Source organism: Pseudomonas cannabina (assembly GCF_900100365.1).
Classification (GTDB): Bacteria; Pseudomonadota; Gammaproteobacteria; order Pseudomonadales; family Pseudomonadaceae; genus Aquipseudomonas; species Aquipseudomonas cannabina.
The window spans coordinates 1,175,949-1,198,936 of record NZ_FNKU01000001.1 but is presented as its reverse complement, the minus strand read 5'-3'; the positions used below and the strand labels follow the sequence as shown (position 1 = coordinate 1,198,936).

General features: G+C 59.1%; 18 protein-coding genes. 2 read left to right on the top strand and 16 right to left on the bottom strand.

The window, feature by feature from the left end; translation table 11 throughout:
- Positions 1–7: 7 nt before the first annotated feature.
- On the bottom strand, positions 8–475 hold the full coding sequence (locus BLT55_RS05675) for a hypothetical protein (RefSeq protein WP_054080147.1): 468 nt from the start codon (positions 473–475) through the stop codon (positions 8–10).
- A gap of 444 nt (positions 476–919) precedes the next feature.
- Between BLT55_RS05675 and BLT55_RS05670 the strand changes: the two genes are divergently transcribed.
- Positions 920–1,159 (top strand): DUF2789 domain-containing protein, encoded by a 240-nt coding sequence (locus BLT55_RS05670; RefSeq protein ID WP_054998569.1) that lies wholly within the window; start codon positions 920–922, stop codon positions 1,157–1,159.
- 19 nt (positions 1,160–1,178) lie between these two features.
- On the opposite strand, the gene BLT55_RS05665 is transcribed toward BLT55_RS05670, so the two are convergent.
- The 3 genes from BLT55_RS05665 to BLT55_RS05655 form a co-directional block, all read right to left on the bottom strand.
- Positions 1,179–2,663, bottom strand: coding sequence for a T6SS phospholipase effector Tle1-like catalytic domain-containing protein (locus BLT55_RS05665; protein WP_054998568.1), 1,485 nt, complete (start codon positions 2,661–2,663; stop codon positions 1,179–1,181).
- A gap of 256 nt (positions 2,664–2,919) precedes the next feature.
- Positions 2,920–4,149, bottom strand: a complete 1,230-nt coding sequence (locus tag BLT55_RS05660) for a methyl-accepting chemotaxis protein (RefSeq protein ID WP_397389528.1) — start codon at positions 4,147–4,149, stop codon at positions 2,920–2,922.
- A 563-nt stretch (positions 4,150–4,712) separates the two neighbouring features.
- Positions 4,713–5,117, bottom strand: coding sequence for a TraR/DksA family transcriptional regulator (locus BLT55_RS05655; protein ID WP_002554078.1), 405 nt, complete (start codon positions 5,115–5,117; stop codon positions 4,713–4,715).
- A 358-nt stretch (positions 5,118–5,475) separates the two neighbouring features.
- On the opposite strand from BLT55_RS05655, the gene BLT55_RS05650 reads away from it, so the two are divergent.
- Positions 5,476–6,900 (top strand): IS1182-like element ISPsy6 family transposase, encoded by a 1,425-nt coding sequence (locus BLT55_RS05650; protein ID WP_055001182.1) that lies wholly within the window; start codon positions 5,476–5,478, stop codon positions 6,898–6,900.
- 130 nt (positions 6,901–7,030) lie between these two features.
- On the opposite strand, the gene BLT55_RS05645 is transcribed toward BLT55_RS05650, so the two are convergent.
- The 12 genes from BLT55_RS05645 to BLT55_RS05585 all read right to left on the bottom strand — a co-directional run bounded on the left by BLT55_RS05645 (position 7,031) and on the right by BLT55_RS05585 (position 22,924).
- On the bottom strand, positions 7,031–8,056 hold the full coding sequence (locus BLT55_RS05645; RefSeq protein WP_054999436.1) for an ABC transporter permease: 1,026 nt from the start codon (positions 8,054–8,056) through the stop codon (positions 7,031–7,033).
- A gap of 59 nt (positions 8,057–8,115) precedes the next feature.
- Positions 8,116–9,663 (bottom strand): sugar ABC transporter ATP-binding protein, encoded by a 1,548-nt coding sequence (locus tag BLT55_RS05640; RefSeq protein WP_054999437.1) that lies wholly within the window; start codon positions 9,661–9,663, stop codon positions 8,116–8,118.
- Positions 9,664–9,730: 67 nt separating this feature from the next.
- Positions 9,731–10,660, bottom strand: a complete 930-nt coding sequence (locus BLT55_RS05635) for a sugar ABC transporter substrate-binding protein (RefSeq protein ID WP_054999435.1) — start codon at positions 10,658–10,660, stop codon at positions 9,731–9,733.
- A 1,064-nt stretch (positions 10,661–11,724) separates the two neighbouring features.
- Positions 11,725–12,744, bottom strand: coding sequence for a Gfo/Idh/MocA family protein (locus BLT55_RS05625; protein WP_007251298.1), 1,020 nt, complete (start codon positions 12,742–12,744; stop codon positions 11,725–11,727).
- A 65-nt stretch (positions 12,745–12,809) separates the two neighbouring features.
- Positions 12,810–13,670: a sugar phosphate isomerase/epimerase family protein gene (locus tag BLT55_RS05620; RefSeq protein ID WP_003349149.1), complete on the bottom strand. Its 861-nt coding sequence runs from the start codon at positions 13,668–13,670 to the stop codon at positions 12,810–12,812.
- A gap of 53 nt (positions 13,671–13,723) precedes the next feature.
- On the bottom strand, positions 13,724–14,734 hold the full coding sequence (gene iolG, locus BLT55_RS05615; protein ID WP_055001561.1) for a bifunctional inositol 2-dehydrogenase/D-chiro-inositol 1-dehydrogenase: 1,011 nt from the start codon (positions 14,732–14,734) through the stop codon (positions 13,724–13,726).
- 67 nt (positions 14,735–14,801) lie between these two features.
- Positions 14,802–16,739 carry a 3D-(3,5/4)-trihydroxycyclohexane-1,2-dione acylhydrolase (decyclizing) gene (gene iolD, locus BLT55_RS05610; RefSeq protein ID WP_055001560.1) on the bottom strand — a complete coding sequence of 646 codons (1,938 nt, stop codon included), beginning with the start codon at positions 16,737–16,739 and terminating at the stop codon, positions 14,802–14,804.
- A 63-nt stretch (positions 16,740–16,802) separates the two neighbouring features.
- Positions 16,803–17,633 carry a TIM barrel protein gene (locus tag BLT55_RS05605; RefSeq protein WP_055001559.1) on the bottom strand — a complete coding sequence of 277 codons (831 nt, stop codon included), beginning with the start codon at positions 17,631–17,633 and terminating at the stop codon, positions 16,803–16,805.
- A gap of 34 nt (positions 17,634–17,667) precedes the next feature.
- Positions 17,668–19,170 carry a CoA-acylating methylmalonate-semialdehyde dehydrogenase gene (locus BLT55_RS05600; protein ID WP_055001558.1) on the bottom strand — a complete coding sequence of 501 codons (1,503 nt, stop codon included), beginning with the start codon at positions 19,168–19,170 and terminating at the stop codon, positions 17,668–17,670.
- Between the two features lie 27 nt (positions 19,171–19,197).
- Positions 19,198–20,007 (bottom strand): 5-deoxy-glucuronate isomerase, encoded by an 810-nt coding sequence (iolB, locus tag BLT55_RS05595; protein ID WP_055001557.1) that lies wholly within the window; start codon positions 20,005–20,007, stop codon positions 19,198–19,200.
- A gap of 13 nt (positions 20,008–20,020) precedes the next feature.
- Positions 20,021–20,926, bottom strand: a complete 906-nt coding sequence (gene iolE, locus BLT55_RS05590; RefSeq protein WP_007251292.1) for a myo-inosose-2 dehydratase — start codon at positions 20,924–20,926, stop codon at positions 20,021–20,023.
- A gap of 60 nt (positions 20,927–20,986) precedes the next feature.
- The gene (locus BLT55_RS05585; RefSeq protein ID WP_055001556.1) at positions 20,987–22,924 is read right to left on the bottom strand and encodes a bifunctional 5-dehydro-2-deoxygluconokinase/5-dehydro-2-deoxyphosphogluconate aldolase; all 1,938 of its coding nucleotides are present in this window, start codon (positions 22,922–22,924) and stop codon (positions 20,987–20,989) included.
- Positions 22,925–22,988 lie beyond the last annotated feature (64 nt).

The following is a 22,988-nucleotide window of genomic DNA, read 5'->3' as shown; positions in this document are numbered from 1 at the left end:
GCGAGCGTTACTCGCTGGCCTTGAAGGTCAGTTCGCCCTTGCGCCACTTGGCGGCCTTGCCCACTGCGCTTTTCAGGACCTTGCTCATACCGGTCTGCAGTTGCTCTTTCGCGGCAAAAACCATCACCACACCCTGCCCTTCCTTGAACACGATGCCATGGCCTTCAGGCGTGTCGACGAAGGCATATTCACCCAGTCCGTAAACCGTGACCTTGACTTCACGGAACTTCAGTTCGAGCTTTCCGCCTTCCCGGCTCGGCAGAACCGCAGCCCGAAAATGATCGCCGACCTTGAGTTCCAGGCGCGGCTTGTCATCGACCACCAAGGCAGTTTCAGTATCGATTTCAGCAATGTAGATGCCTTCGGCTGATTGCTCGGTGAGATAGACGAAGCGGGATTGAAACTGCTTGACCAACTGTGCGCGAAGATCGCCGAGCACGAACAAAGCATGGGTATCCAGGTTACTTACAGCCAAAGTCCAAACCCTCAAACATGAAAATGAGGCTGCCTGAAGTTCAGGCAGTCGATAAATGATTCATTCACAGGCCGTATGGCACGGCCAGATACCTGCTGACGCGCTGCACTCGGGGACGACGAGTCGGCCACTGCCGAACCGTGCAGGCTGGTGGCGGATTCTACCGGCTCATTGCCTCTACGGGATATATTCCTTTTGTACACATCGATGTCACCACAGCCTGACGGCACAGGAATGCCCTGTCATTCAGGCCTCGTTCAGTGGCTGGACAGGCTCATGCCTGCGCTCCTGCAGACATCCGGCGCAGCGGGAACATAGCATTAACTTTCGGCGCAAAAAAGATTGCTGTTTCACGACCGGCAAATGCATCGAACTCTTGCACGCGACGGTCACTCCCATAAAGGACTGATGACAATACGGGGACCCCCTCGTCGAGGAGATGATATGGAACTGAACACCAACACCCTGAATGACCTGTTCACGCAACTGGGGCTCGATTCCGAAGACAAGGACATTGACGCTTTCGTCGCGGCGCACCGCCTGCAAGACGGAGTCAAGCTGATCGACGCTGACTTCTGGACCCCGGCACAGGCGGCGTTTCTGAAAGAGGGCTTACATCAAGACGCCGAGTGGGCACCGGTGATCGACGATCTCAATGTACTGTTGCATGACGCACCCGAGTGAGCAGACCGGGCATCGGTTTTTACTGCGGGTAGCCGGGCTGCCCGATGTTGGGGTGCAGTATCCGGCCGCCCGGTTCAGGTGCGTGAACGAACACTGCATCACTGAGGCTGCCCGTTCGACCCAGTGACGCGCTCCAGTGCGCGGACTGATGAATGTAGCGCCAGCGCAGAACCTGCTCTTCGTCGCTGGTCAGCGTGTAAGGACCGCCCCGCGCGTAATCGATCAGCTTGCGAGCGATGCCCTCCAGCTCGGGAGGAAGCTGAAAGTACGGTGCCTGCGGAACGGGGCCGATCGGCACGCCTTCATCACAGGCCAGCGCATGCATGATCTGCAGCGAAACCCGTGACAGATGCCCAAAGACCTGCCGATGCATGCCCACCGCAGCCACAATCATCCCCAAGCCACTGAGCGGATTCTTACAGATATGACCGTTGCTTTCGCATGACTGCACCTGTAATGACGCCTGGTTATCGAGCGGATCGATCCAGTGATTCAACTCCATCCTGTTCAGTTCGGCCTGTGCTTCCTGCCAGCAGGTCGCCGTTTCAGGAGCGCTGCCGCGCCGCACGGTGCTCATACGTGGGCGGGTCAACAAGACGTTTTCATCCATTTGCGGCGGATAACCACCGCCGATATCGGAATGTGCCCCCGGCAGGATGATTTCTGCGGGCCATCCGGGGGTAATGCTATTGAGCGCAAAATTGCGCCGGTTTTCATCGCGAGCGACCAGATGCAGCACTTGCTGGGCACAGCCAGGCGGCAAGTACAGATTGACCCGCCGATTGCTGGCGTCGCTCGTGTTGCCCAGGTCTTTGACGCTGCCGATAGCGGCAACAGTGTCGAACAGGCCAATGACCTTGAGCCGCACACAGCCGTTGTGCCAGGCAAAATTCTCGCTCAACCGCACTTTGCGACTGCGCAGTATCGGCTCAAGCATGCCGACTTCACGCTTGAGAATTTCGTTGACGAAATGTCTCGCCGACGCAGCACCGCGACTGAAGCCGAAGACATCGAATTCCAGCGCCTCCAGCGCACAGCCCGGATTATCCACCGGAAACATCTTGAGTACCGATTCGAGCTTTCTGAAAGCGTTTTGCACCTTGGCCACCACACCCGTGGTGCCACGGCCCAGACTCTGCCCAGGCCATACCGAATCACGCTCACCTGATGTCGTCCCGGCGCCGCTTATATAGATCGGGTAGCAGACGTTCAAACCCTGCCCGTCGTTGGCAGCGACCGCTTGTCGACGATAAAGCCCTGCCAGCAAGGCGATATTACTTAATTCATTACTGTAACTACTGCCCGGATCGGCATGTCGTCCGGCGCACTCCTGGATATGCTTGCCGTTATTGACTTCCAGCAGTGCGCGGCAATCAGCACCGATCTGACTGTTGACCCGATTATTGCCCGTACCGTCGAAAAATATGCCGATACGCGCCGTAACCTGTAAAACCACTGCACCCGAAATCTCGGATGACTGTTTGACACTCCATGTACTTTTCATAACTCTTTCGTCCGTAGAGGCGCCCTTGGCAAGGCCGCTCATGAATCAAAAATTGATGCCATTGATTCAAGAGATTGCTCAGGGCGCATCGACAGTCAAGCCTATAAGAGTTATTTAGAAGTTTCCTACAACCCACATCCACATACTTAAAAAATCTATAAACAAATACCTACACGGCAGTGCATATCAAAGGTAAAGAACAGGTCGAGCAGACTTCAACATCTCTGCTCGCCTCCCTCAAACTTGCCAGACCGGTTTACGGGTTTGAACCGCCCTGCGGTTTATAACCCAGGCGCAGACCACCCCAATGACGCCCCTTGACGATAATGGGTACGGAGAGGTCGTGCATCAGCTCCCCGGTGTCCCGGGTGTAGGTTTGCAGCAATACCGGTTGCTGATGGCTACCGCAGCGAATGCCGGTCCGGTCATCGAACTTGCGCTTGCTGCGATTGCGCGCATTGTCCAGCGTCGCGTCCCCGGTCAGAGGCTGGTTGAACGCGTTGTTATGCGTGGGCACGTAGCCTTGCTGGGTGCAGGCGATGGCAAATACCAGGCCTTCGTGCCGCGCGAGCAGTGGCTCCTGCAGCGCCGGGAGTACCTGATCGGTGTAGCGGTCGAAGCGCGTGGTGAACCGGGTCGGTGAGGTGTTGGCGACTGGCTTGTAACTACGGTCAAACAGATCATCCAGACTGGCGCGCCCCTGGTCGATATCGGCTTCGAACTTCTGGCCGATGAGTCGTGCCCCTTCACGGGCCAGATCGTAGATGCGCTGGTGATAGTCGTCGAGCCCCACTTCGGCCAGACGCTGACTGATGGTCTCGGCCTGCCCTTCCATCTGCACCGCGGCCTTGGCCAGGTGCCGGGTCTGCTCGTCGCTGACCGCCAGATCACTGCGCATGTGCTCAACGGCCTCGAACAGGCTCGCCAACTGATCCTGATTGCTCTTGGCGCCCTGGGCAATCTCGCTGACCTGGCTTTCGACCTCGACGGCAAGGCGGGCGATGTTACCGAGGTGCTCGCCGGTAAGCTCAACCTGTTCGACGCCGCTGTCCAGGTCGGTAGACAGCTGACGGATCTGTTCGACGACCTGCGCAGTGCGTTGCTGGATATCGGCCACCATCTGCCCGACTTCTCCGGTGGCACTCGCCGTTCGCCCGGCGAGCCCGCGCACTTCATCGGCGACCACTGCAAAACCACGCCCATGCTCGCCGGCCCGGGCAGCCTCGATGGCTGCGTTGAGCGCCAGCAGGTTGGTCTGGCTGGCGATCGACTGGATCACCAGCGTCACCCGCTGGATCTCCTCACTGCGCTGGCTGAGCGCTTCGATCAGCTCTCGACTGGCGACGGCCCGCTCGCTCAATTGGTGCATACGGTCGATCGACTCATTCAATACGCCACTGCCCGCCTCGCTGCGCGCCCGCGCTTCGCTGGCGGCAACCAGTGCCTGCTGGCTGAGCTGGGCGGTCTGCTGCTCGGTAGCGATCATCAGCTCCGCACTGTTGACCACCTGCCCGGCAGCCCCAAGCTGCGATTGCACGCGCCCCGCCAACTGGCGCACGGAAAACGCCACCTGAGCGGCCGACAGCGCGTTATGGCTGGTGGTGCGGGAGAGATCGCGGGTCAGGCGCGTTATGTCCGCGTCGACCGCCTCGGCCGAGAATGCTGCAGGCCGGCGGAGTAACCATCGCGGCAGCCAGATCACCAGCAAAGCGCCGGGAACAACGATATAGAGGGGCAGTCCGACAACGCTTATCGCTGCCAGCAACAGGCACAACGCAACACTTTGTACCGCAGGCACCCACCACCTTACTGCAGTGCCCGGCGCACTGGTCAGCGGCAATCCGGCAGCCATGGATAAGTTTTCGGCCATGTTGCGTTACCCCGTCTGTATTTATCGTTATTGCACCTATTAAACGTCAGATAACGGCGATGTGCCATGCGCTAATGGTCTTATCGGTCGGCGTTGATTCAATAAACTCCGGACACAACGAAACCGGGAGGCAATTGCTTGCCTCCCGGTCTGGTTGCTCAACCCCTGTCGCCTGAGAATCAGGCCTGGCGTTGGTGCTTGTCGATCTGCTCGTGGCGCTCTTGCGCTTCGATGCAGTATTTGGTGGTCGGGCTGATCAGCAGGCGTTTCAGGCCAATGGGCTCACCGCTGTCATCGCACCAGCCGAAGGTGTCATCGGCAATGCGCGACAGGGCCATTTCCAGCTGAGGCAGCATGCGCTGATCACGATCGATCACGTTGACCAACCAGTGACGCTCTTCTTCAACCGAGGCAGCGTCGGCCGGATCGGCAGGGGTGTCCAGGCTTTCGATGGCAATACGGCTCTGCTCGATTCGCTCGTGGATCTCGACCTTCATGCCCTGCAACAGCTCGACGAAGAAAGCGTGCTGCTCGGCGTTCATGTAGTCATCGGCCGGCATGGCCAGCAACTTTTCCTTTGTCATTTATTTCTCTATAAAAAAACGTGCATTGAGGAGCGGCTTGACGTTGTCGTAAAGCCAATAATCTCCAAGCGCCACCTGGCACTCAATTTACGAGGGGCGGCAGTCTAAGGCCGGCTTGCAGGCTCGGCAACACAAATTGAAGGGTTTTCGTACAGCAGTCACAGTAAAACCCCTTGAAACACGGGTATGAAACCCGATCACGTGCGGTGTGATGAGAGTCTGACCCATAGACCACCCATCGGTTCCTCCAATATGTAACGCACAAAAGGGCCTGTATACAGACTGTGTGAAAACCTAGCAATCTGCGCAGCGCTCAAAGAAAATGCTCCGTATCGAAAGATACAGAGCATTTTTCGTTATGGCCTACATCCAAGGTGAGTCCCGCAGCCAGACCAGCCTATTCCCGGTCTCGCTGGAAGAGTTGATCCCCGAGGATCACCTCGTTCGTGTCATTGACCTGTACGTTGCCAGGCTCGATCTGGTGCAACTGGGCTTCGATAAAGCGATTCCAAAAAGCACGGGGCGCCCTGCTTATGATCCCGCCGATCAGCTAAAACTCTACCTCTACGGCTATTTTCAGCGGATTCGCTCATCGCGACGTCTTGAAGCCGAGTGTCAGCGCAACATCGAAGTGATGTGGCTGATCAACCGGCTCAAGCCCGACTTCAAGACCATCGCCGATTTTCGCAAGAACAATAAACCCGCCTTCATCGCGACCTGCCGTGCTTTCGTTCGGTTTTGTCGCACGGCAGGCTTGATCGCCGGTGAGTTGGTGGCCATCGACGGCAGCAAGTTTCAGGCGGTCGCATCCTCACGGCGTCATGTGAATTTGAAGCAGCTCAAGCGCCAGGAAGAAAAACTGGATAAGCGCATCGCTCAGTATCTGGCCGAGCTGGATGAGGCCGACAAGGCTGAAACCACAGATTCAATTGATCGCAGCGCAATCAAGGTAGCCCTGGCACAGCTTGAGGCTCGACAACAGGATAATCAGAGTTGCCAGGCACTGATGCGTTCGATGGGCATCGAGCAGTTCAACACCCATGAAAGCGATGCCCGAATGATGCGCACGGCCAAAGGGCCACGTGTGGCCTACAACGTGCAAACCGTCGTGGACGCCGAGCATTGCCTGATTTTGCATCATGAGGTCACCCAAGATGGCGATGACCGAAAGCAACTGGAGCCGATGGCCAAGGCCGCCAAAGCAGAGTTACAGCAAGATGATCTGACGGTCACTGCCGATGCCGGCTACTCCAATGGCAAGCAGTTTCAGGCCTGCGAGGATGCTTCGATTACGGCCTATGTACCGCCCAATCGTTCGAAAAACCCTGGCAGTCAGGAAGAGCAGCTCTTTGAGCGAAAAGACTTTATCTATGAGACCGGACACGATCGTTTCCAGTGTCCGGCAGGCAAATGGTTAACGCTAAAACAGCACAACAAAGGTGATCGGATCTATCAGGCTGAGGTCGATGACTGCGCCAACTGCGCGCTGAAAACGCAATGCACTCGAGCCCGGCGCCGTTATGTCTCACGACATGCCCATGAAGAGGCTTTCGAGCGGATGGAGCAAAGAATGCAGGCGCATCCTGAGATGATGGCCAACCGAAGATCCATCGTTGAGCACCCCTTCGGCAACCTCAAGCAATGGCTATTTGGTAATGGCCGTTTCTTGCTGCGACAACTGGAGGGTACAAAAGCTGAAATGGCCTTGGCGGTGAATGCCTATAACCTGAAACGAGCGATTAAAGTGCTCGGTGTGCGCCATCTGATGGCTTTGATGGGCTGAGCGGACATTTTTTTCGTCTGCTGCCAATACAAAAAAAACGCCCCGAACAAGTCGGGGCGTTTGCTTGGGCCTTCATCAGTGTGTTTTCACACAGTCTGTGTATAAGGCCCTTTGTGTCACTGGAATCCAGTCAGCGCTTGGTCTTGCGCTTGTTGCGATATTGATCGATGACTACTGCAACTACAATGATCAGCCCCTTGATGATGTCCTGAACGTAGGCATCCACGCCGACAAAGGTAAAGCCGCTGGCCATGACGCCGAGGATCAACGCACCGATCACGGTACCGGTGATTCGCCCTACGCCACCGGCGAGGCTGGTGCCGCCAATGACGGCCGCCGCGATGGCGTCCAGTTCATAGGACATGCCCATTCCGGCCTGACCGGTTGCGGCGCGTGCCGACGCCACCACACCCGTCAGCCCGGCCAGCAGCCCGGCAATGCTGTAGACAATTACCAGATGACGTTTGACGTTGATGCCCGAGGTGCGCGCCGCCTGCATGTTGCCGCCGATGGCATAGGTATATTTGCCGTACTTGGTGTAGCGCAGGGCGATGTGGAAGACGACCGCCACCACCAGAAAGATGATCACCGGCATCGCGCCCTGGCCGATAGCCGTGTAGGAATCAGAAAGCATGCTGACCGGCTGGCCTTCGGTGTAGAAGCGTGCCAGGCCGCGTGCAGAGACCATCATGCCCAGCGTGGCGATGAAGGGTGGAATGCCGGTAATCGCGATGATGCTGCCGTTGATCGCGCCGGCCAGCAACCCGACCCCAAGCCCGACCACGATCGGAATCCACACGGGCAGGTCGGTCAACGAAGGAAACACCGCACGGGAAAAGTCCGACGTCTGCGCCAGACTCGCGGCAATCATCGCCGACAACGCCAGCACCGAACCGGACGACAGGTCGATGCCCGTGGTGATAATCACCTGCGTGACGCCAATAGCCAGCAGGCCGATGATCGACACCTGAAGAATCATCAGGACCAGGCGCTGGGAGTTGAGCAGAAAGCTCTGATCGCGGACGATCCAGCCGAACAGTTCAAAGATCAGGCCTATGCCGATCAGCACCAGAAAAATACTCAGCTCGGTCGGCAGTCGTCTTTTTTTCCCGGTCGGCGCCAGGGCCGGCTTGTTTTGCAGAATCGCATTGCTCATGTTCGTAACCCTCTTGTTCTTTTTTTACGAGTCCATTTACCGAACCGTGTGCTGCATACTCAATGAACCCGATGACCGGAGGCCAGGTGCATGACTTTTTCCTGGGTCGCCTCAATTCGGTCGAGGATGCCCATCATTTCGCCTTCGTGCATGACCATGACCCGGTCGCTCATACCGAGCACTTCCGGCAGTTCGGAAGAGATCATGATCACCGCCATGCCTTCGCTGGCCAGCATGGAGATGAGCCGGTAGATTTCCACCTTGGCGCCCACATCGATACCGCGCGTGGGCTCGTCGAGAATCAGTACGCGGGGATTGGTCATCAGCCAGCGTGCGAGCAGTGCCTTTTGCTGATTACCACCCGACAACGTATCAATGCACTGTTCCAGCGACGGCGTCTTGACCCTGAGTTTTTTGCACATGTCCTCGCACAAGGCGCGCAAGGCCTTTTGTTGCACGAAGCCGTTGCCGGCGTAATTCGCCAGCACGGCCATCTCCATGTTTTCCATCACTGACAGACACGGAAACAGCCCGGTCAACTTGCGGTCTTCGGTCAGCAATGCAAAACCCAGCTCGATGGCCTGATGAGGATCGCCGATGCGTACGGCCTTGCCATCGAAGTGAATCTCGCCACCGTCACTGGGCGTGATGCCGAACAGTGTCTCGGCGACATTGGTGCGCCCCGAGCCCATCAGCCCGGCAATGCCCAGGATCTCTCCGGCACGCAGGTCGAAGGACACGTCCTTGAAAATGCCGTTCAGGCTCAGGTCACGGACTGACAGCAGCAGGTCCCCCGCCGGCTTGTCACGTTGCGGAAACAACTGGGTCAACTCGCGGCCGACCATCATGGAAATAAGGCTGTCGCCGTCCATGCTGTCGGCGCTCTGCAAGCCGATATAGGTGCCGTCGCGAAACACCGCCACTTCATCGGCGATCTCGAAGACTTCGTTCATCTTGTGGGTGATGTAAATGATGCCTTTGCCCTGTGCGCGCAGGTCGCCAATGATCGAAAACAGATGAGCAACTTCGGTTTCAGTGATTGCCGAGGTGGGTTCGTCCATGATCAGCACGTCAGAGTCATAGGAAACCGCCTTGGCGATCTCGACCATCTGCCGTTCGGCGATGCTCAGGTTGCCGACCAGCTCTTCGGGATCCAGCCGGATGCGCAAGCGCTCCAGCAACTCGGCGGTACAACGGTGCATTTCCCGATGATCGACCATGTGCAAGCCGTTGAGCTGCTCGCGGCCGATCCAGATGTTCTCGGCGATACTCATGAACGGCATCAGGTTGAGCTCCTGATGAATCATGGCGATTCCGGCCTGCAACGCTGAAAGGGGCGTTTCGAAGCGCACCGGCTTGCCGCGCAAACGGATTTCACCTGCGTCGGGCTGGTAGATGCCGGCGATGATTTTCATCAGCGTCGATTTCCCCGCTCCGTTCTCGCCCATCAGCGCCAGCACGCTGCCCGGACGGACCCGGAGCTGGACGTCGTCAAGCGCAACGACCCCCGGAAAACCTTTGCTGATATGGCTGATTTCCAGCAGATAAGGGGACGAGGCCTCTACATTGGCTGGCGCGGGCGGATGGGCAGTGGCAGAACCGGACATGATCACAAACTCCTCAAGCGGCAAACCCAGGAAGATCGGGGGATCTTCCCTGGCCGGTCGACTGTTGTTATTTGAAGGTGGAGACGTTTTCAGGCGTGATCAGACGATACGGAATGACGATTGCCTGTGGCTCGACCTTCTCTTTTTTAGCCAGCTTCACCGCTGCATCGATCGCGCCGTCGGCCTGCCCCTTGGCGTCCTGAAAAACCGATACCGTCAGATCACCTTTGGTGACCGCGTTGAGGCCGTCGGGCGTGCCGTCGACACCGGCAACAAACACCGTGCCTTTGTCGACACCCGCCTGTTTCAACGCCATCGCAGCGCCAATGGCCATTTCGTCGTTATTGGCGAAAACCGCGTTGAATTTGCGCCCTTGAGTGAGCCAGTCATTGGTTAGGTCCATGCCTTTCTGGCGCAGCCAAGTGCCGGTCTGCTCCTGGTCAATCTTGATATCGGGGTATTTGGCCAGCACCTCTTTCACGCCTTTGGTACGGTTTTGCGTGGAGTTGTTGGCCAGGTCCCCCAGCAGAATCATCACACTGCCCTTGCCGCCCATCTTGTCGGCGACGTACTGCGCCTGCAGCCGGCCAGCTTCGGTATCGTCGGATGTCACCGTGGCAACGCCTGCCGGCAGCTTCGGGTCATCCGGGCGACGGTTGACATAGACCAGCGGAATGCCGGCGGCGACGGCTTCCTTGGTGATACGCGCCGTGGCGGCGGTGTCTACCGGGTTGACGATCAGGGCGTCGACTTTCTTGTTGATGAGTTCTTTGACCTGATCGATCTGTTTGTTGACGTCGGCGCGGGCATCGACAAATTGCAGGGTCACGCCGTCAGGCATGCTTTTGGCCTTGGCGCCCATGTCCTGACGCAGGTAGGTCAGCCAGGTGTCGTCGAACTGCGACATGGCAACCCCGACCTTGATATCGGCCAGCGCAGCGCCGCTGCCGAGCATCAATGCCAGGGCGAGTGAAGTGAAAGCAAGCTTGGTGTTCATGAGGGGCTGTCTCCAGATTCTTGTTGTTGTTTGGATCTGATAACACGGTGTTAGAGCTGCTTGTCAGGACGACGGTGAAGCGATCAGTGAGGCAGACGAATGCCTGTTGCACCCGGGATGCAGAACAGTTGAGCGTCCTTGTGCCGTACGCACATGCCACGAGCAACGATCGTGAGAAATCGCTCCATGAGGCGGATCCAGAATGACGAGGTGACAGAACGCTTGGCGGGCAAGCCAGAAGTGGGGGTTTTCATCGACAGTACCTATCTTTTGTTTTGTTTTTGTTGGCTTGTTCCCCGTAGCCTGAAAAATGACTTCATGCCCGGGTGATTCGATAGTCGGTAACCTGAAAACGACTCTATTGGAAAATATTTTCCAATTCAACTGATTTTAGAATTTTATTCCATTTCATTTTTTGTCGGGTGCAGTTCGTGACGTTCTGCGTCACACGGCGGTTCTGCGGTGTCATTGATGTTTGTTTCTGACTCAGGTCACCTTTGCGCCCCACCCCGGCGAACAGCATCAGGCGGAGCATAGATACTTGTGGGAGTGAGCTTGCTCACGAAGACGCTGGTCCAAACACCCTATTCCTGGAGGCTGCACCGAACTCTTCTCCGCATCACACAGCGGTTCTGCGATGTCAGTGATGGTTGTTTACGGCTCAAGGCACCTTTTCGCCCCTCGGCGAGTGACTTTGAAGGATCAAAGTAACCAAAATCCCGGCTCCGTTTCCGGCCCGACTTCGTCGGGTTCCTTCGCCCTGACACTGATCCGGGGGTAGCCGCAACGGGCCATCCATGGCCCGAATGCGGCTTGCTCGACGTCCTGCCTCGCATCCCCCGGATCAGCGCCAGGACTCAGCCGTCACTTACGTCGCAATCGGCGTCGTCAGTGCCATCGTGGTTGAAAAGCACATCAAAAACACTGTGGTGCGAGTATGACTATCGTGCCGATGCTCCGCGTCGGCATGCAGTTCGTGACGCTCTGCGTCACACGGCGGTTTTGCGATGGCAGTAATGTTTGGTTACGGCTCAAGGCGCGCAGTGAATCATGAATATGTATGCCTACAGCACCACAATCCGTCCTTCGCGGGCGCTCAGGCGTGCTGCGTCCATGACTTGCGCTGACGCGATGGCATCGTGAGGGTTGACCGGGTTGCTGCCCTGCTCGTCCACTGCACGCTGCAGTTGCTGGTAGAACTCAAGCCAGCAGCCACGCTCCGAGGGCACGCGCTCGCGATGATCACCCTGTTCGAACCAGCCCCAGCGCCGATGCTCTTCGACGCCCCAGCGCTCGCCTTCTGACCGTGGCGTCAGCCCGGCAAACGCCGCGTCTTCCTGGCCGTCCAGGCCGTCGACGCTGTAACAGCCTTTTGATCCACTGACCCGAAACCGTGGTTTCGGGCTGCTTTGCAGGCAACTGCCGGACAAATGCGAGACCACGCCATTGGCGTGGGTCAACGCAACGAAAAACGTGTGGTCCAGCTCCTCGTCCGCAGGGGCGAAACGCAACTCGCCGTACACCCGCTCGACCGGGCCGAACAGCACCAGCGCCTGATCCACCAGGTGACTGCCCAGGTCGCGCAACATGCCACCACCGCTCGCCTTGCCCACGGAGCGCGGCGAGTAGCGCTCGATACTTGATTCGAACCGACTGATCTCGCCCAGCGCCTGGCTGTCGATCAATTTGCGCACCGTGAGGAAATCGGAATCCCAACGCCGGTTCTGATAAACACTGAGCAACACGCCACGCTTTTCGGCAGCCTCCACCAGTTCACGCGCCTGCGCGGCGTCATGGGCAAAGGGTTTATCGCTGACCACCGCCACGCCCAGTTCGAGAGCCTCCAGAATCAGTGCTCGCCGTGAGGCCAGCGGTGTGGAAATCACCACCACATCAACCCCGGTAGCCACCAGCTCGGCCAGCGTGTCGAAGGTCGCAACGCCCGGATGATCTTTGGCCACGTCCTGTTTTCGTTCTGGCGAACGGGTAACGACCCCTGCAAACGTGGCACCGGGCAGACTTGAAATCAGCGTCGCATGAAAGTAACGCCCCCCTTTGCCGTAGCCCACCAGCCCTGCTCGCATGGATATCTCCTGTGGTCCATGAACCTCAGGCCGTAGCCATCGGTTGTGTATTCACTGCCACTGTATCAGCGCAGCAACTCGCTTTTGACCCGTTCGAGCATGAATCGGCTCGACTCGTCGGCGCGCTCTTCCCAGGCAAACACGGCCACCGTGGCGATGCCGTCGAACTTGATGTCCCTGAGCGTCGAGAAAAACGCCTCCCAGTTCACTTCGCCCTGCCCGATGTCCAGATGCTGATGCACCGTCGCCGTCACGCCGGGCGGGTTGACGATGTAGCGCAGGTTGGAAGAAGCCCGGTGATTATAAGTGTCGGCAATAATCAGGTGCGTAAGTTTGTCACCTGCGTAGCGCAGCATGGAGGCGATATCACCTACGCCGTCATCGTAGAAAAAGGTGTGGGGCGCGGCGTACAGGTAGTTGATCCAGTCACGATCAAGCCCGCGAATGATGTCCACCGACTCGTTATTGCGCTCACAGAAGTCATAGGGATGCGCCTGGATATCGAGCTTTATACCTTCGCGCTCGAAATGCGGCATCAGTTCGTCCATCGACTTCATGAACTGGTTCTCGCAGACCAGCGCATGATCGGATTGCCCGCTGAACTCGGTGTTCATCAGGTCGCAGTCCATTTCCACCGCCACCTGAATGGCGCGTTTCCAGTTGCGTACTGCGGCAATGCGCAGGTCTTCATCCGGCGCAGCCCAGTGGTACAGCGGCAGCAACGAGGAGAGTTTCACACCCGCATCGCTCAGGGCTTTGCGAAACTCCCGGATCCTCGCCCGGTCCACGCGTGGGTATTTGTAAAACGGCATGAAGTCTTCGCGCGGTGACAGCTCGATGTAGTCGTAACCCAGCTCTGCGGTTTTATCGACCATCGCCCCGAGGGACAGATGGCGGTACATGTAGGGGTCCAGTGCAATGCGCATGATGCCTCCCTTATTATGCTTGTCGAGAAATGTCTCGGTTGCCGTAAAAACCGTCAGGCATAGAACGCCGGACGCGTAGCGAGGCTGATCGGCACCACGGCGCCATTATTCTGCGCCAGCACACAGGCATCGGCGGCAACGGCGGCGGCATAACCGTCCCAGGCGGAGGGGCCGTTAATCGTCCCGGCTTTGACGCCGTCGATGAAGTCCTGCAACTCGACGTCATAGGCGGCAATGAAGCGGTCTTTCCAGTCCATCAGAATCGCGTTCGACAATTTGGCTTCGCTGCGCAGTTGCACCTGGGAAGGCTCGGGCAATCTGGCTATACCGCTCTCGCCGACCACTTCACACTGGATGTCGTAGCCGTACTGGCAGTTGACGAACACTTCGACATCGATGCGCGTGCCCCGGGCGGTTTCCAGCATCACGATCTGCGGGTCTTTCATGTGCGCGAGGGCTTTGCTGGTCTTGCGCGGGAACACCACCTGCACCGACACATAGTCATCATTGAGCAGCCAGCGCAGCACATTGAGCTCATGAATCAAGGTGTCAGTGATCGCCATGTCGGTCTTGTAGTTCTCGCCCACACGCGGGTTGCGGTGGGCGCAATGGAGCATCAGCGGCTCGCCGATCTGGCCGCTGTCGATCACTGACTTGAGCGCGCGATAGCCCTGGTCATAAGGGCGCATAAACCCAACCTGGACCAGCCTTCTGCCGCTGGCGATCTCGGCTTCGACAATATGCCGGCAGCCCTCGGCGGTGACGGCCAGCGGCTTCTCGCAGAACACCGGCTTGCCCGCGGCAATCGCTGCCAGCACGTACTCTTCATGGCTGGGACCCCAAGAGCAGACCAGCACCGCCTCGACATCCGGCGCGGCGATCAATGCGTGCCCGCCGGCATACACTTCGGCGCTGATGTCCAGGTCACGCACTACGTTGGCTGCCTGTTCGAGATTGATGTCGGTGACGGCCACCACCTGACTGCCGACCAGTGTCTTGCTGCACCGGCGGATATGATCCTGACCGATTGCGCCTGTGCCGATCACGCCGAGTTTCAATGCCATGTTCATCTTCCTTTTTGTTATTGGATGTTGCCGTGAACGGATCACGGGCGCTGAACGATAAAAGTGATCAGTACTGACGCGCCTTGGCCAGCTCGCGGTTGAGTTTGTCGTACACCTGAGCGGTGGTACCGGTGGTCGAGACTTCGGCGACACCGACCCGCCACCAGGACAGGTATTTATGAATCATGGTCTTGGGCAGCACTTTGATGTCGATCAGCGTCGAGACGGTCTGAAGCCGGGCATCGGCGAGCGCCTGGTGCAGTTGCTCGGCGGTGCTGACCTTGTAGGTCTTGCAACCATAAGCCGCCGCGCTCATGGCGAAATCCACCGGCACGAAGTCGCCATCGAGCTTGCCGGTCTGCGGGTTGCGGAAACGGAACTCGGTGCCGAAGCTGTTCATGCCGTGTTCCATCTGCAGGTTGTTGATGCAGCCAAAGGTCATGTTGTCGAGCAACACCACGTTGATCTTGCGCCGCTCCTGAATCGAGGTCGCCAGCTCCGAATGAAGCATCATGTAGGAGCCATCGCCAACCAGCGCGAAGACTTCCCGGTGCGGCGCCGCGAGCTTGACGCCCAGTGCGGCATTAACCTCGTAACCCATGCACGAGTAGCCATACTCAACGTGGTAGGTATCAACGCCGGTGCTGCGCCAGGCCCGCTGCAGATCGCCCGGCAGGCTGCCTGCGGCGGCAACGATGACCGCATCGGTCGGCAGGCTCTGGTTGAGAATGCCCAGCACGCCACTCTGGGTCAGGCACGAGCCGGTCAGCTCGATAAAGTCACGCAGTACGGCCGGGTCCATGTGGTCGTTGATTTCCGGGACGAAACCTTCGCTTTGGTACTCGACCGCATAAAGGCGGTCGACCTCGGCGTCCAGTTCGGCACGCGCCTGTTGCGGGGCGTCGCCCCACGCCGCACGGTAGTCGCTGGTCTGCAACGCTTCGCTCAACGCCTGCAAGGCGAACTGTGCATCAGCCAGCACCTGCACACCATCGAGTTTCTGCACATCGAACGCACCGACGTTGATATTGAGAAACTGCACATCCGGGTTCTGGAATAGCCATTTCGACGCCGTGGTGAAATCGCTGTAACGGGTGCCGACGCCAATGATCAGATCAGCCTCTTTGGCCAATCGATTGGCCGCCACCGTGCCGGTTTCGCCGATCCCGCCCATGTTCAGCGGGTGCGCCGACACGATGGCGCTCTTGCCTGCCTGGGTTTCCGCAAAGAGGATGTCAAAGCGCTCGGCGAAGGCTTGCAGCGCTTCAGCCGCGCCCGAATAACGCACCCCGCCGCCGCAGATCAGCAAGGGTTTGCGCTTGCCCGCCAACAGTTTCAAGGCATCGTCGAGCATCGCCTTGCTCGGCGGGCGACGATCTATACGGTGCACGCGTTTTTGCAGAAAGCTGTCCGGGTAGTCGTAAGCCTCGGCCTGCACGTCCTGAGGCAATGCCAGGGTTACCGCGCCCGTCTCGGCCGGATCGGTCAGCACGCGCATGGCATTGAGCGCCGCACTCATCAGTTGCTCGGGGCGGTTGATGCGGTCCCAGTATTTGCTCACGGCCTTGAAGGCGTCGTTGGTGCTGATGCTCAGGTCATGAAACTGCTCGATCTGTTGCAGCACCGGGTCGGGCTGGCGGCTGGCATAGACATCGCCCGGCAACAACAGCAGCGGAATCCGGTTGGCGGACGCCGTTGCCGCAGCGGTGATCATGTTCGCCGCGCCCGGCCCCACCGAGGAGCTGCACGCGTAGATCTTGCGGCGCAGGTGCTGCTTGGCAAAGCCGATGGCGGCGTGGCACATGCCCTGCTCGTTACGGCCTTGATGAACCACCAGATCGCCGCTGTCCTGCTCCAGCGCCTGCCCCAGGCCGAGCACATTGCCATGGCCAAAGATGGTGAAAATGCCCGCGACGAACTTGCTCTGCACGCCGTCGACTTCGACATACTGATTATCGAGAAACTTCACCAGGGCCTGAGCCATGGTCAGTCGGGTTGTACTCATGTTCGCACCTTGTTCTTGTTTGAGGTGGCCGGGGTTTGAGGTGGCCTGACGGCTGAAATCAAATCAGTGACGCTGCGAAACGGCCCGTGACAAATGCGCCATGCTTGCCGAGATCGCCTGCGGAATGTCTTGCAGCGCATGAACACTTTCGGCGAACGGCTCGAACGACAGATGCCCCGTATACCCGCTGTCCAGCAACCGTTCGATCTGTGCGGCATTGCCCAGAATGTCAGCCTCCCCGACCAGCACGCGGTGGCCGTCGCGAATGCTGTTGAGCGGTGCCTGCGCATCTTCGACACCGGAGATATGCACCAGCCCGGTCAGCTCGGGAAACAGCTCGACCTCGCCGGCCAGGTGGTGATGAAAGGTGTCATGAACCAGACGGTAGACATCCAGCCCGCCGACGGCCTTGATTGCATCCACGGCCTGGCGCTTGAGGCGCAACGAGCATTCTTCGAAGCCCAGCGGCTCGACGAACCCCAGAATGCCGTGCTCACGAAGGATCGGTGCCAGTGCGGTCAACGCCGTGCGCAACCCGGCGGCACGCTGCGCGCTGTTGCGTGGGTCGGCGCGGTCGTTGAGCGGGCATAGCACCAGCCCTTTGGCACCGCAGGCACGTGCGTATTGCGCCAGCTTGGTGGCCTGGGCACTGCGCTCGTCATTCCAGACATCGAACGGATAAAGCGCGTTGATTGAAAGCACCTGCACGCCTTTGGCAGCACACAGATCAGCGACGGCCTCAGGCGCGGTGCCGTCTTCGATCTCGATGCCCTTAAGGTCGTTGCGGATCTCGATGGCATCGGCACCCAGCTTCACAGCCAGATCGACAAACGCCTCAAGCGACAGGCGCGGCGCGACCATTCGATTAAGAGCGAAACGCAGGGGATGACTCATTGTTATTGTTCTCCGCACATTCCATTGATGAAGACTATTTAGCGGTCGGCATGCTGAATTCCGGCCCTTTGGCGATGCTGTCCGGCCAACGCTGCATGACGCTTTTGTAGCGGCTGTAGAAGCGCAGCCCCTCTTCGCCATAGGCGTGGTGATCGCCGAACAGCGAGCGCTTCCAGCCACCAAACGAATGCCAGGCCATCGGCACCGGAATCGGCACGTTGATACCGACCATGCCCACCTTGATGCTGCGGGCGAATGCCCGCGCCACGCCGCCATCGCTGGTGAAGCACGACACGCCATTGCCGAATTCGTGGGCGTTGATCAGTTCAACCGCGCTGGCGAAGTCCGCCACATGCACGATGCCCAGCACCGGACCGAAGATTTCTTCCTTGTAGATCTGCATCTGCGGGGTAACGTTGTCGAACAGCGTTGCGCCGACAAAAAAACCCTGCTCGGCACCCGGCACGCTGAAATTGCGCCCGTCGACAATCAGCTTCGCGCCTTCTTTCACGCCCTGATCGATGAACCCTTCGACCTTGGCCTTGTGCACGGCGGTGACCAGCGGCCCCATGTCCGAATCGGCTTGCATGCCATTGCCGACCTTGAGCTGGTCGATGCGTGGCAACAGTTTGTCGATCAGTTTCTGGCCCACGTCGCCCACCACCACGGCAATGGAGATGGCCATGCAGCGCTCGCCAGCCGAACCATAGGCGGCGCCGATCAACGCGTCGGCGGCCTGATCCAGGTCTGCATCAGGCATCACGATCATGTGATTCTTGGCGCCGCCCAGCGCCTGCACGCGCTTGCCACGGGCGGTGCCCTGCTGATAAATGTACTCGGCAATCGGCGTCGAACCGACAAACGAAAGGGCTTCGATGTCCGGGTGTTGCAGCAAGGCATCGACCGCCACTTTGTCGCCCTGCACCACGTTGAACACGCCATCAGGCAGCCCGGCCTCTTTCAACAGCCGCGCCATCAACAGGCTGGCAGAAGGATCGCGTTCGGAGGGTTTGAGGATGAAGCAGTTGCCGGTTACCAGCGCCATGGGAATCATCCACAGCGGCACCATGACCGGAAAGTTGAACGGTGTGACCCCGGCGCAAACGCCCAGTGGCTGACGCAGGTTCCAGTTATCGATACCGCCACCAATGTTGTCGCTGAAATCACTTTTCAACAGGCTTGGCGCACCGCAGGCAAATTCGACGATTTCGATGCCGCGTACCACTTCGCCGCGCGCATCGGACAGCACTTTGCCGTGCTCGCGGCAGATGATCTGCGCCAGCTCATCGTGGTGCCGGTCCAGTAGCTCTTTGAACTTGAACATCACCCGCGCGCGACGCAGCGACGACTGATCGGCCCAGCCAGGAAACGCTGCTTTGGCCGCTGCAACCGCTTCATCCACCGTCTTGACGCTGGCCAGTGCTACACGCGCCTGAACCGTGCCGATGGCCGGGTTGAAAACGTCGCTGTAGCGCTGACCATCGCCGTCGTTTACCTGGCCGTTGATGTAATGGCCGATCACCGGTGACTCGCTCATTGGCATGACTCCAAAGCAAAAAGGGGATTAAAGATCCAGCAGCCAGCTGTGCTGCGGATCGTTGTGGAACTGCCACGCACGGGTCGGGCCGGCCATGACGTTCAGGTAATACGATTCGTAACCGTAAGGCACCGAAACCGGGTGGTAGCCCTTGGGCACGGTGACAAGGTCGTTGTTTTCCACGGCCATGGCCTGATCGATGCTGCGGTCGTCGGTGTACACACGCTGAAACACGAAGCCCTGCGGCGGGTTGACCATGTGGTAGTAGGTTTCCTCGAGAAAGCTCTCGTGCGGCAGGTTGTCCTTGTCGTGCTTGTGCGGCGGGTAGCTGGAGGAATGCCCGGAAGGCGTGCGCACCTCGACCACCAGCAGCGAATGCGCCGGTTCGCTGTCTGGCAGGATGTCGCACACGTAGCGGGTGTTGGCGCCTTTGCCACGTACGCTGCGCTTCATGCTGCCGGGCATGATCAACCGTGCCGCAAGCTGTTTGCCAGCATCGCCGGGAGCACGGCAGACACCCAGATGCACCGGCCCGCGAGCGACCAGCTCGACCTGACTGTGCGGCGGCAGATACACCGCGAACGGCGACTTTTCTTCGAACACCGACTGCCGGTCACCGATGTTTTCCCAACTGAACGCGCCCTGCCCCGGCGCCTCGCCACTGACACTGGCGTGCCCGCCGAGCAGCACCACACACAGTTCGTCCTCTTCGGCGCTCAGAGACAAGTGCTCGCCTCCCTCCAGCCGATAGGCCGCGAAACCCACGTATTCAAGCGTGCCTGGCGCGAGCGCCACGATGTCGCGGCCCCGGGGTTTGCTTTTGGTCAACAGACTCATGGTTCAATCCTCCTTATCGCGCATCAGCCAGCAACTGGCGCAGGGTGTCATAGCCTTTTTTGGCATACACGTAGCTGGGCGCTACCGCCGGGTCCTGTTCGGCCTCGACCACCAGCCAGCCGCTGTAGTCGGCCTGCAACAACACCTTGAGCAGTGCCGAAAAATCGATGTCGCCATCGCCCGGCACCGTGAACGTGCCGTTGATGATGCAGTCCGGAAAGCTCCAGAGATTGTTGCGCGCCAGCTGCACCACCGGTTTGCGCACGTCCTTGAAATGCACATGACAGACGCGTGCGATGTGTTTGCCGAGTACCTGCAGGGGCTCGCCGCCGCCCATGTAGCAATGCCCGGAATCGAACAGCAGCCCGACTTCATCGCCGGTCAGCGCCATCAGCCTGTCGATGTCCTGGGGTGACTCGATGTAGGCACCCATGTGGTGGTGATAGGCCAGACGCACCCCGCGTGACAGCGTGAAACGCGCCAGTTCGGTCAGTTTGTCTGCGTACTCGCGCCAGGCCTGATCAGTGTGAAAACGCGGCCGTTCGACCAGCGGAATGCGCTGACCCTGAATGGAATCGGCCACTTCGCCATACACCAGCACTGACGCGCCGTTTTCGGCGAGCAACTGAACATGCGGGGTAATGGCCTCGATCTCTTCGGCCACGGATCGCTGCGCCAGCCGGCTCGAGTACCAGCCGGACACCAGCGCCAGGTCATAGGGCCGCAGCACATCGCCGACGCCCTTGGCGTCCTTGGGGAATTTACCGTTGAGCTCGAACCCTTCGTAGCCGATGGCTTTGCCTTCGCTCAGCGCGGTGCTCAAAGGCGTCTCTCCGCCGAGAGCCGGCAAGTCGTCGTTGCTCCAGGAGATCGGGTTGATACCGATGCGGATCTTGGGCGTGGAAGCTGAAACAGGCATGGCTGCACCTTTTTGTTGTTATCGCGTTCTGTAGTTTTCGCTGCACCAATCAAAAACGCTTCAGGCGCGGCTTTCGCGCCACGACTCGATCAGCCAGTTGAACGTGCCTTGCACCCGGCTGACCAACGCCGCATCGTCGATTTCACCGGCCATCCAGGCCCGGCTTGGCTCGCGAAAGATCGTCCGGCCCACGGCAAAACCTTTGCAGGTACGGCTGTGACGAGCCTGTGCGAACCCTTCGGCCAGCGCTTCGACCGGCGCATTGAGGCCCAGCAGCACCACGCCACGGCAGTAAGGGTCACGCTGTTGAATCAGCTCGTCCAGTTGCTGCCAGACGTCAGCCGTCTGCGCCTCGATCTTCCACCACGCCGGGTAGATACCGAGGTTGTACAGGCGCTTGACTGCACGGAACATCACATCCGGATGAGGCGACGGGTGATCCTTGGGCGGAATGATTTCCAGCAGCAGTTCGTGGCCGCTGACTTTAGAAGCGTCGTACAGCGCCTTGATCTGTGCTTCCTGTTCCAGACGCAGCATCGGTTCGTCGTCAGGGTGATATTGCACCAGACACTTGATGATCTGCTCCTGCGGCCAGTTGATCAGATTGCTGCCGATGGAGCGGCCGTGCTCGAATGCCAGCGGCCTTGAACCCTGCACCTCCACCGGGCGCGCAATCCACCAGCCTCGCCCGGTGGCCGCATTCAGCGAATCCTGGCCGAAGCGCTGATCGGCGAGCAGGCCCACGTCGGCTTCGATGCCCCGTTTGCGCAAATCGGCTTCCACCCGCTCGACCGCTTGCACGAACAGCTGCTTGAGCTGGCTGATGCTGCTCAGATCACGCCCGGCCTGCTGTGCCAGTTCGACCAGTTGGCCGCGGTGATCGAACGCAAAGATGAACAGTTGTTTCCATTGTTTGCGCGCCACGCTGACCTGATGCAGGCGCTGCAAAGCGACATCCTGATCAGGCCGGGTGATCGGCTCGGGGCTATTGAACAGGTAATCGAGTTCGGCCGACGTCGGCATCGCCGGGGCGCACGCATGGCGCGAGACCACCAGACCGCCGCAGGCATTGGCCAGCTGGCAGCAACGCTCATCACTGGCGTCGTTGAGCCAGCCGCTGAGGAAGCCGGACATGAACGCATCGCCAGCACCCAGCACGTTGAGCACTTCGACCCGTACGCCTGGGTAGATCGCCCCGTCTTCAAGGCGCGCCGGAATAGCACCGTGAATCACCGTGCAACCTTGCGGGCCGAGCTTGACCACCAGCGTTGCGGCAGTCAATTCACGCACAGTGCGCAGCGCGGTCAGCAGATCAGTGGAGCCACCAGCGATCTGAAATTCTTCTTCGGTGCCGACGATCAGATCGAAGCGCGGCAGGATGCGTTGCACGTGCTGGCTGACCTGTTGATCAGCAACGAAGCGTGTCTCGCCATCGGCCTTGCCCGCCAGGCCCCAGAGCACCGGACGATAGTCGATATCCAGGACCCGTTTGACGTTGTGCTTCTCGGCATACTCCAGTGCCTGGCTGCTGGCCTTGAAGACCTGATCGGTCGAAAAATGCGTGCCGGTGATCAGCAACGCCTTGCTGGACGCGATCTGTTGCTCGTCAATGTCTTCGGCGCGCAGGGCCATGTCGGCGCAGTTTTCGCGGTAGAACACCAGCGGGAATGTTTCGCGATCTTTCAGGCCCAGCAGCACCATGGCGGTCAGGCGTTCAGGATCGCGCTTGATGGCGCTGACGTCGCAGCCTTCTCGCGCCAGTGACTCGATCAGAAAGCGCCCCATGTGGTCATCGCCCACCCGGCTGAGCATGGCAGTTTTCAACCCCAGCCTGGCTGTGCGGAAGGCGATGTTGGCCGATGAACCGCCGAGGTATTTGGCGAAGCTGGAAACGTCTTCAAGTCGTGCGCCGACCTGCTGCGCGTAAAGATCGACGCCAAGGCGTCCGAGGCAGATCAGATCCAACTGACGCCCGGTGGCAAAGCGAGTCTGGCCCATGGTGGCTCCTGTTATTTTTATCAGCCTGGAGCACGCACATCTGGGTGCACGCGCTACCTTTTGT

Excerpts from the sequence above, each read along its gene's own strand:
- iolG (WP_055001561.1), bottom strand. The coding sequence starts at position 14,734 with ATGGCATTGAAACTCGGCGTGATCGGCACAGGCGCAATCGGTCAGGAT.
- BLT55_RS05665 (WP_054998568.1), bottom strand. The coding sequence starts at position 2,663 with ATGAAAAGTACATGGAGTGTCAAACAGTCATCCGAGATTTCGGGTGCA.
- BLT55_RS05660 (WP_397389528.1), bottom strand. The coding sequence starts at position 4,149 with ATGATCGCTACCGAGCAGCAGACCGCCCAGCTCAGCCAGCAGGCACTG.
- BLT55_RS05605 (WP_055001559.1), bottom strand. The coding sequence starts at position 17,633 with ATGAGTCATCCCCTGCGTTTCGCTCTTAATCGAATGGTCGCGCCGCGC.
- iolD (WP_055001560.1), bottom strand. The coding sequence starts at position 16,739 with ATGAGTACAACCCGACTGACCATGGCTCAGGCCCTGGTGAAGTTTCTC.
- BLT55_RS05655 (WP_002554078.1), bottom strand. The coding sequence starts at position 5,117 with ATGACAAAGGAAAAGTTGCTGGCCATGCCGGCCGATGACTACATGAAC.
- BLT55_RS05620 (WP_003349149.1), bottom strand. The coding sequence starts at position 13,670 with ATGCGCATTGCACTGGACCCCTACATGTACCGCCATCTGTCCCTCGGG.
- BLT55_RS05640 (WP_054999437.1), bottom strand. The coding sequence starts at position 9,663 with ATGTCCGGTTCTGCCACTGCCCATCCGCCCGCGCCAGCCAATGTAGAG.
- BLT55_RS05635 (WP_054999435.1), bottom strand. The coding sequence starts at position 10,660 with ATGAACACCAAGCTTGCTTTCACTTCACTCGCCCTGGCATTGATGCTC.
- BLT55_RS05645 (WP_054999436.1), bottom strand. The coding sequence starts at position 8,056 with ATGAGCAATGCGATTCTGCAAAACAAGCCGGCCCTGGCGCCGACCGGG.
- BLT55_RS05600 (WP_055001558.1), bottom strand. The coding sequence starts at position 19,170 with ATGAGCGAGTCACCGGTGATCGGCCATTACATCAACGGCCAGGTAAAC.
- iolE (WP_007251292.1), bottom strand. The coding sequence starts at position 20,926 with ATGCCTGTTTCAGCTTCCACGCCCAAGATCCGCATCGGTATCAACCCG.
- BLT55_RS05585 (WP_055001556.1), bottom strand. The coding sequence starts at position 22,924 with ATGGGCCAGACTCGCTTTGCCACCGGGCGTCAGTTGGATCTGATCTGC.
- BLT55_RS05670 (WP_054998569.1), top strand. The coding sequence starts at position 920 with ATGGAACTGAACACCAACACCCTGAATGACCTGTTCACGCAACTGGGG.
- BLT55_RS05650 (WP_055001182.1), top strand. The coding sequence starts at position 5,476 with ATGGCCTACATCCAAGGTGAGTCCCGCAGCCAGACCAGCCTATTCCCG.
- BLT55_RS05625 (WP_007251298.1), bottom strand. The coding sequence starts at position 12,744 with ATGCGAGCAGGGCTGGTGGGCTACGGCAAAGGGGGGCGTTACTTTCAT.
- iolB (WP_055001557.1), bottom strand. The coding sequence starts at position 20,007 with ATGAGTCTGTTGACCAAAAGCAAACCCCGGGGCCGCGACATCGTGGCG.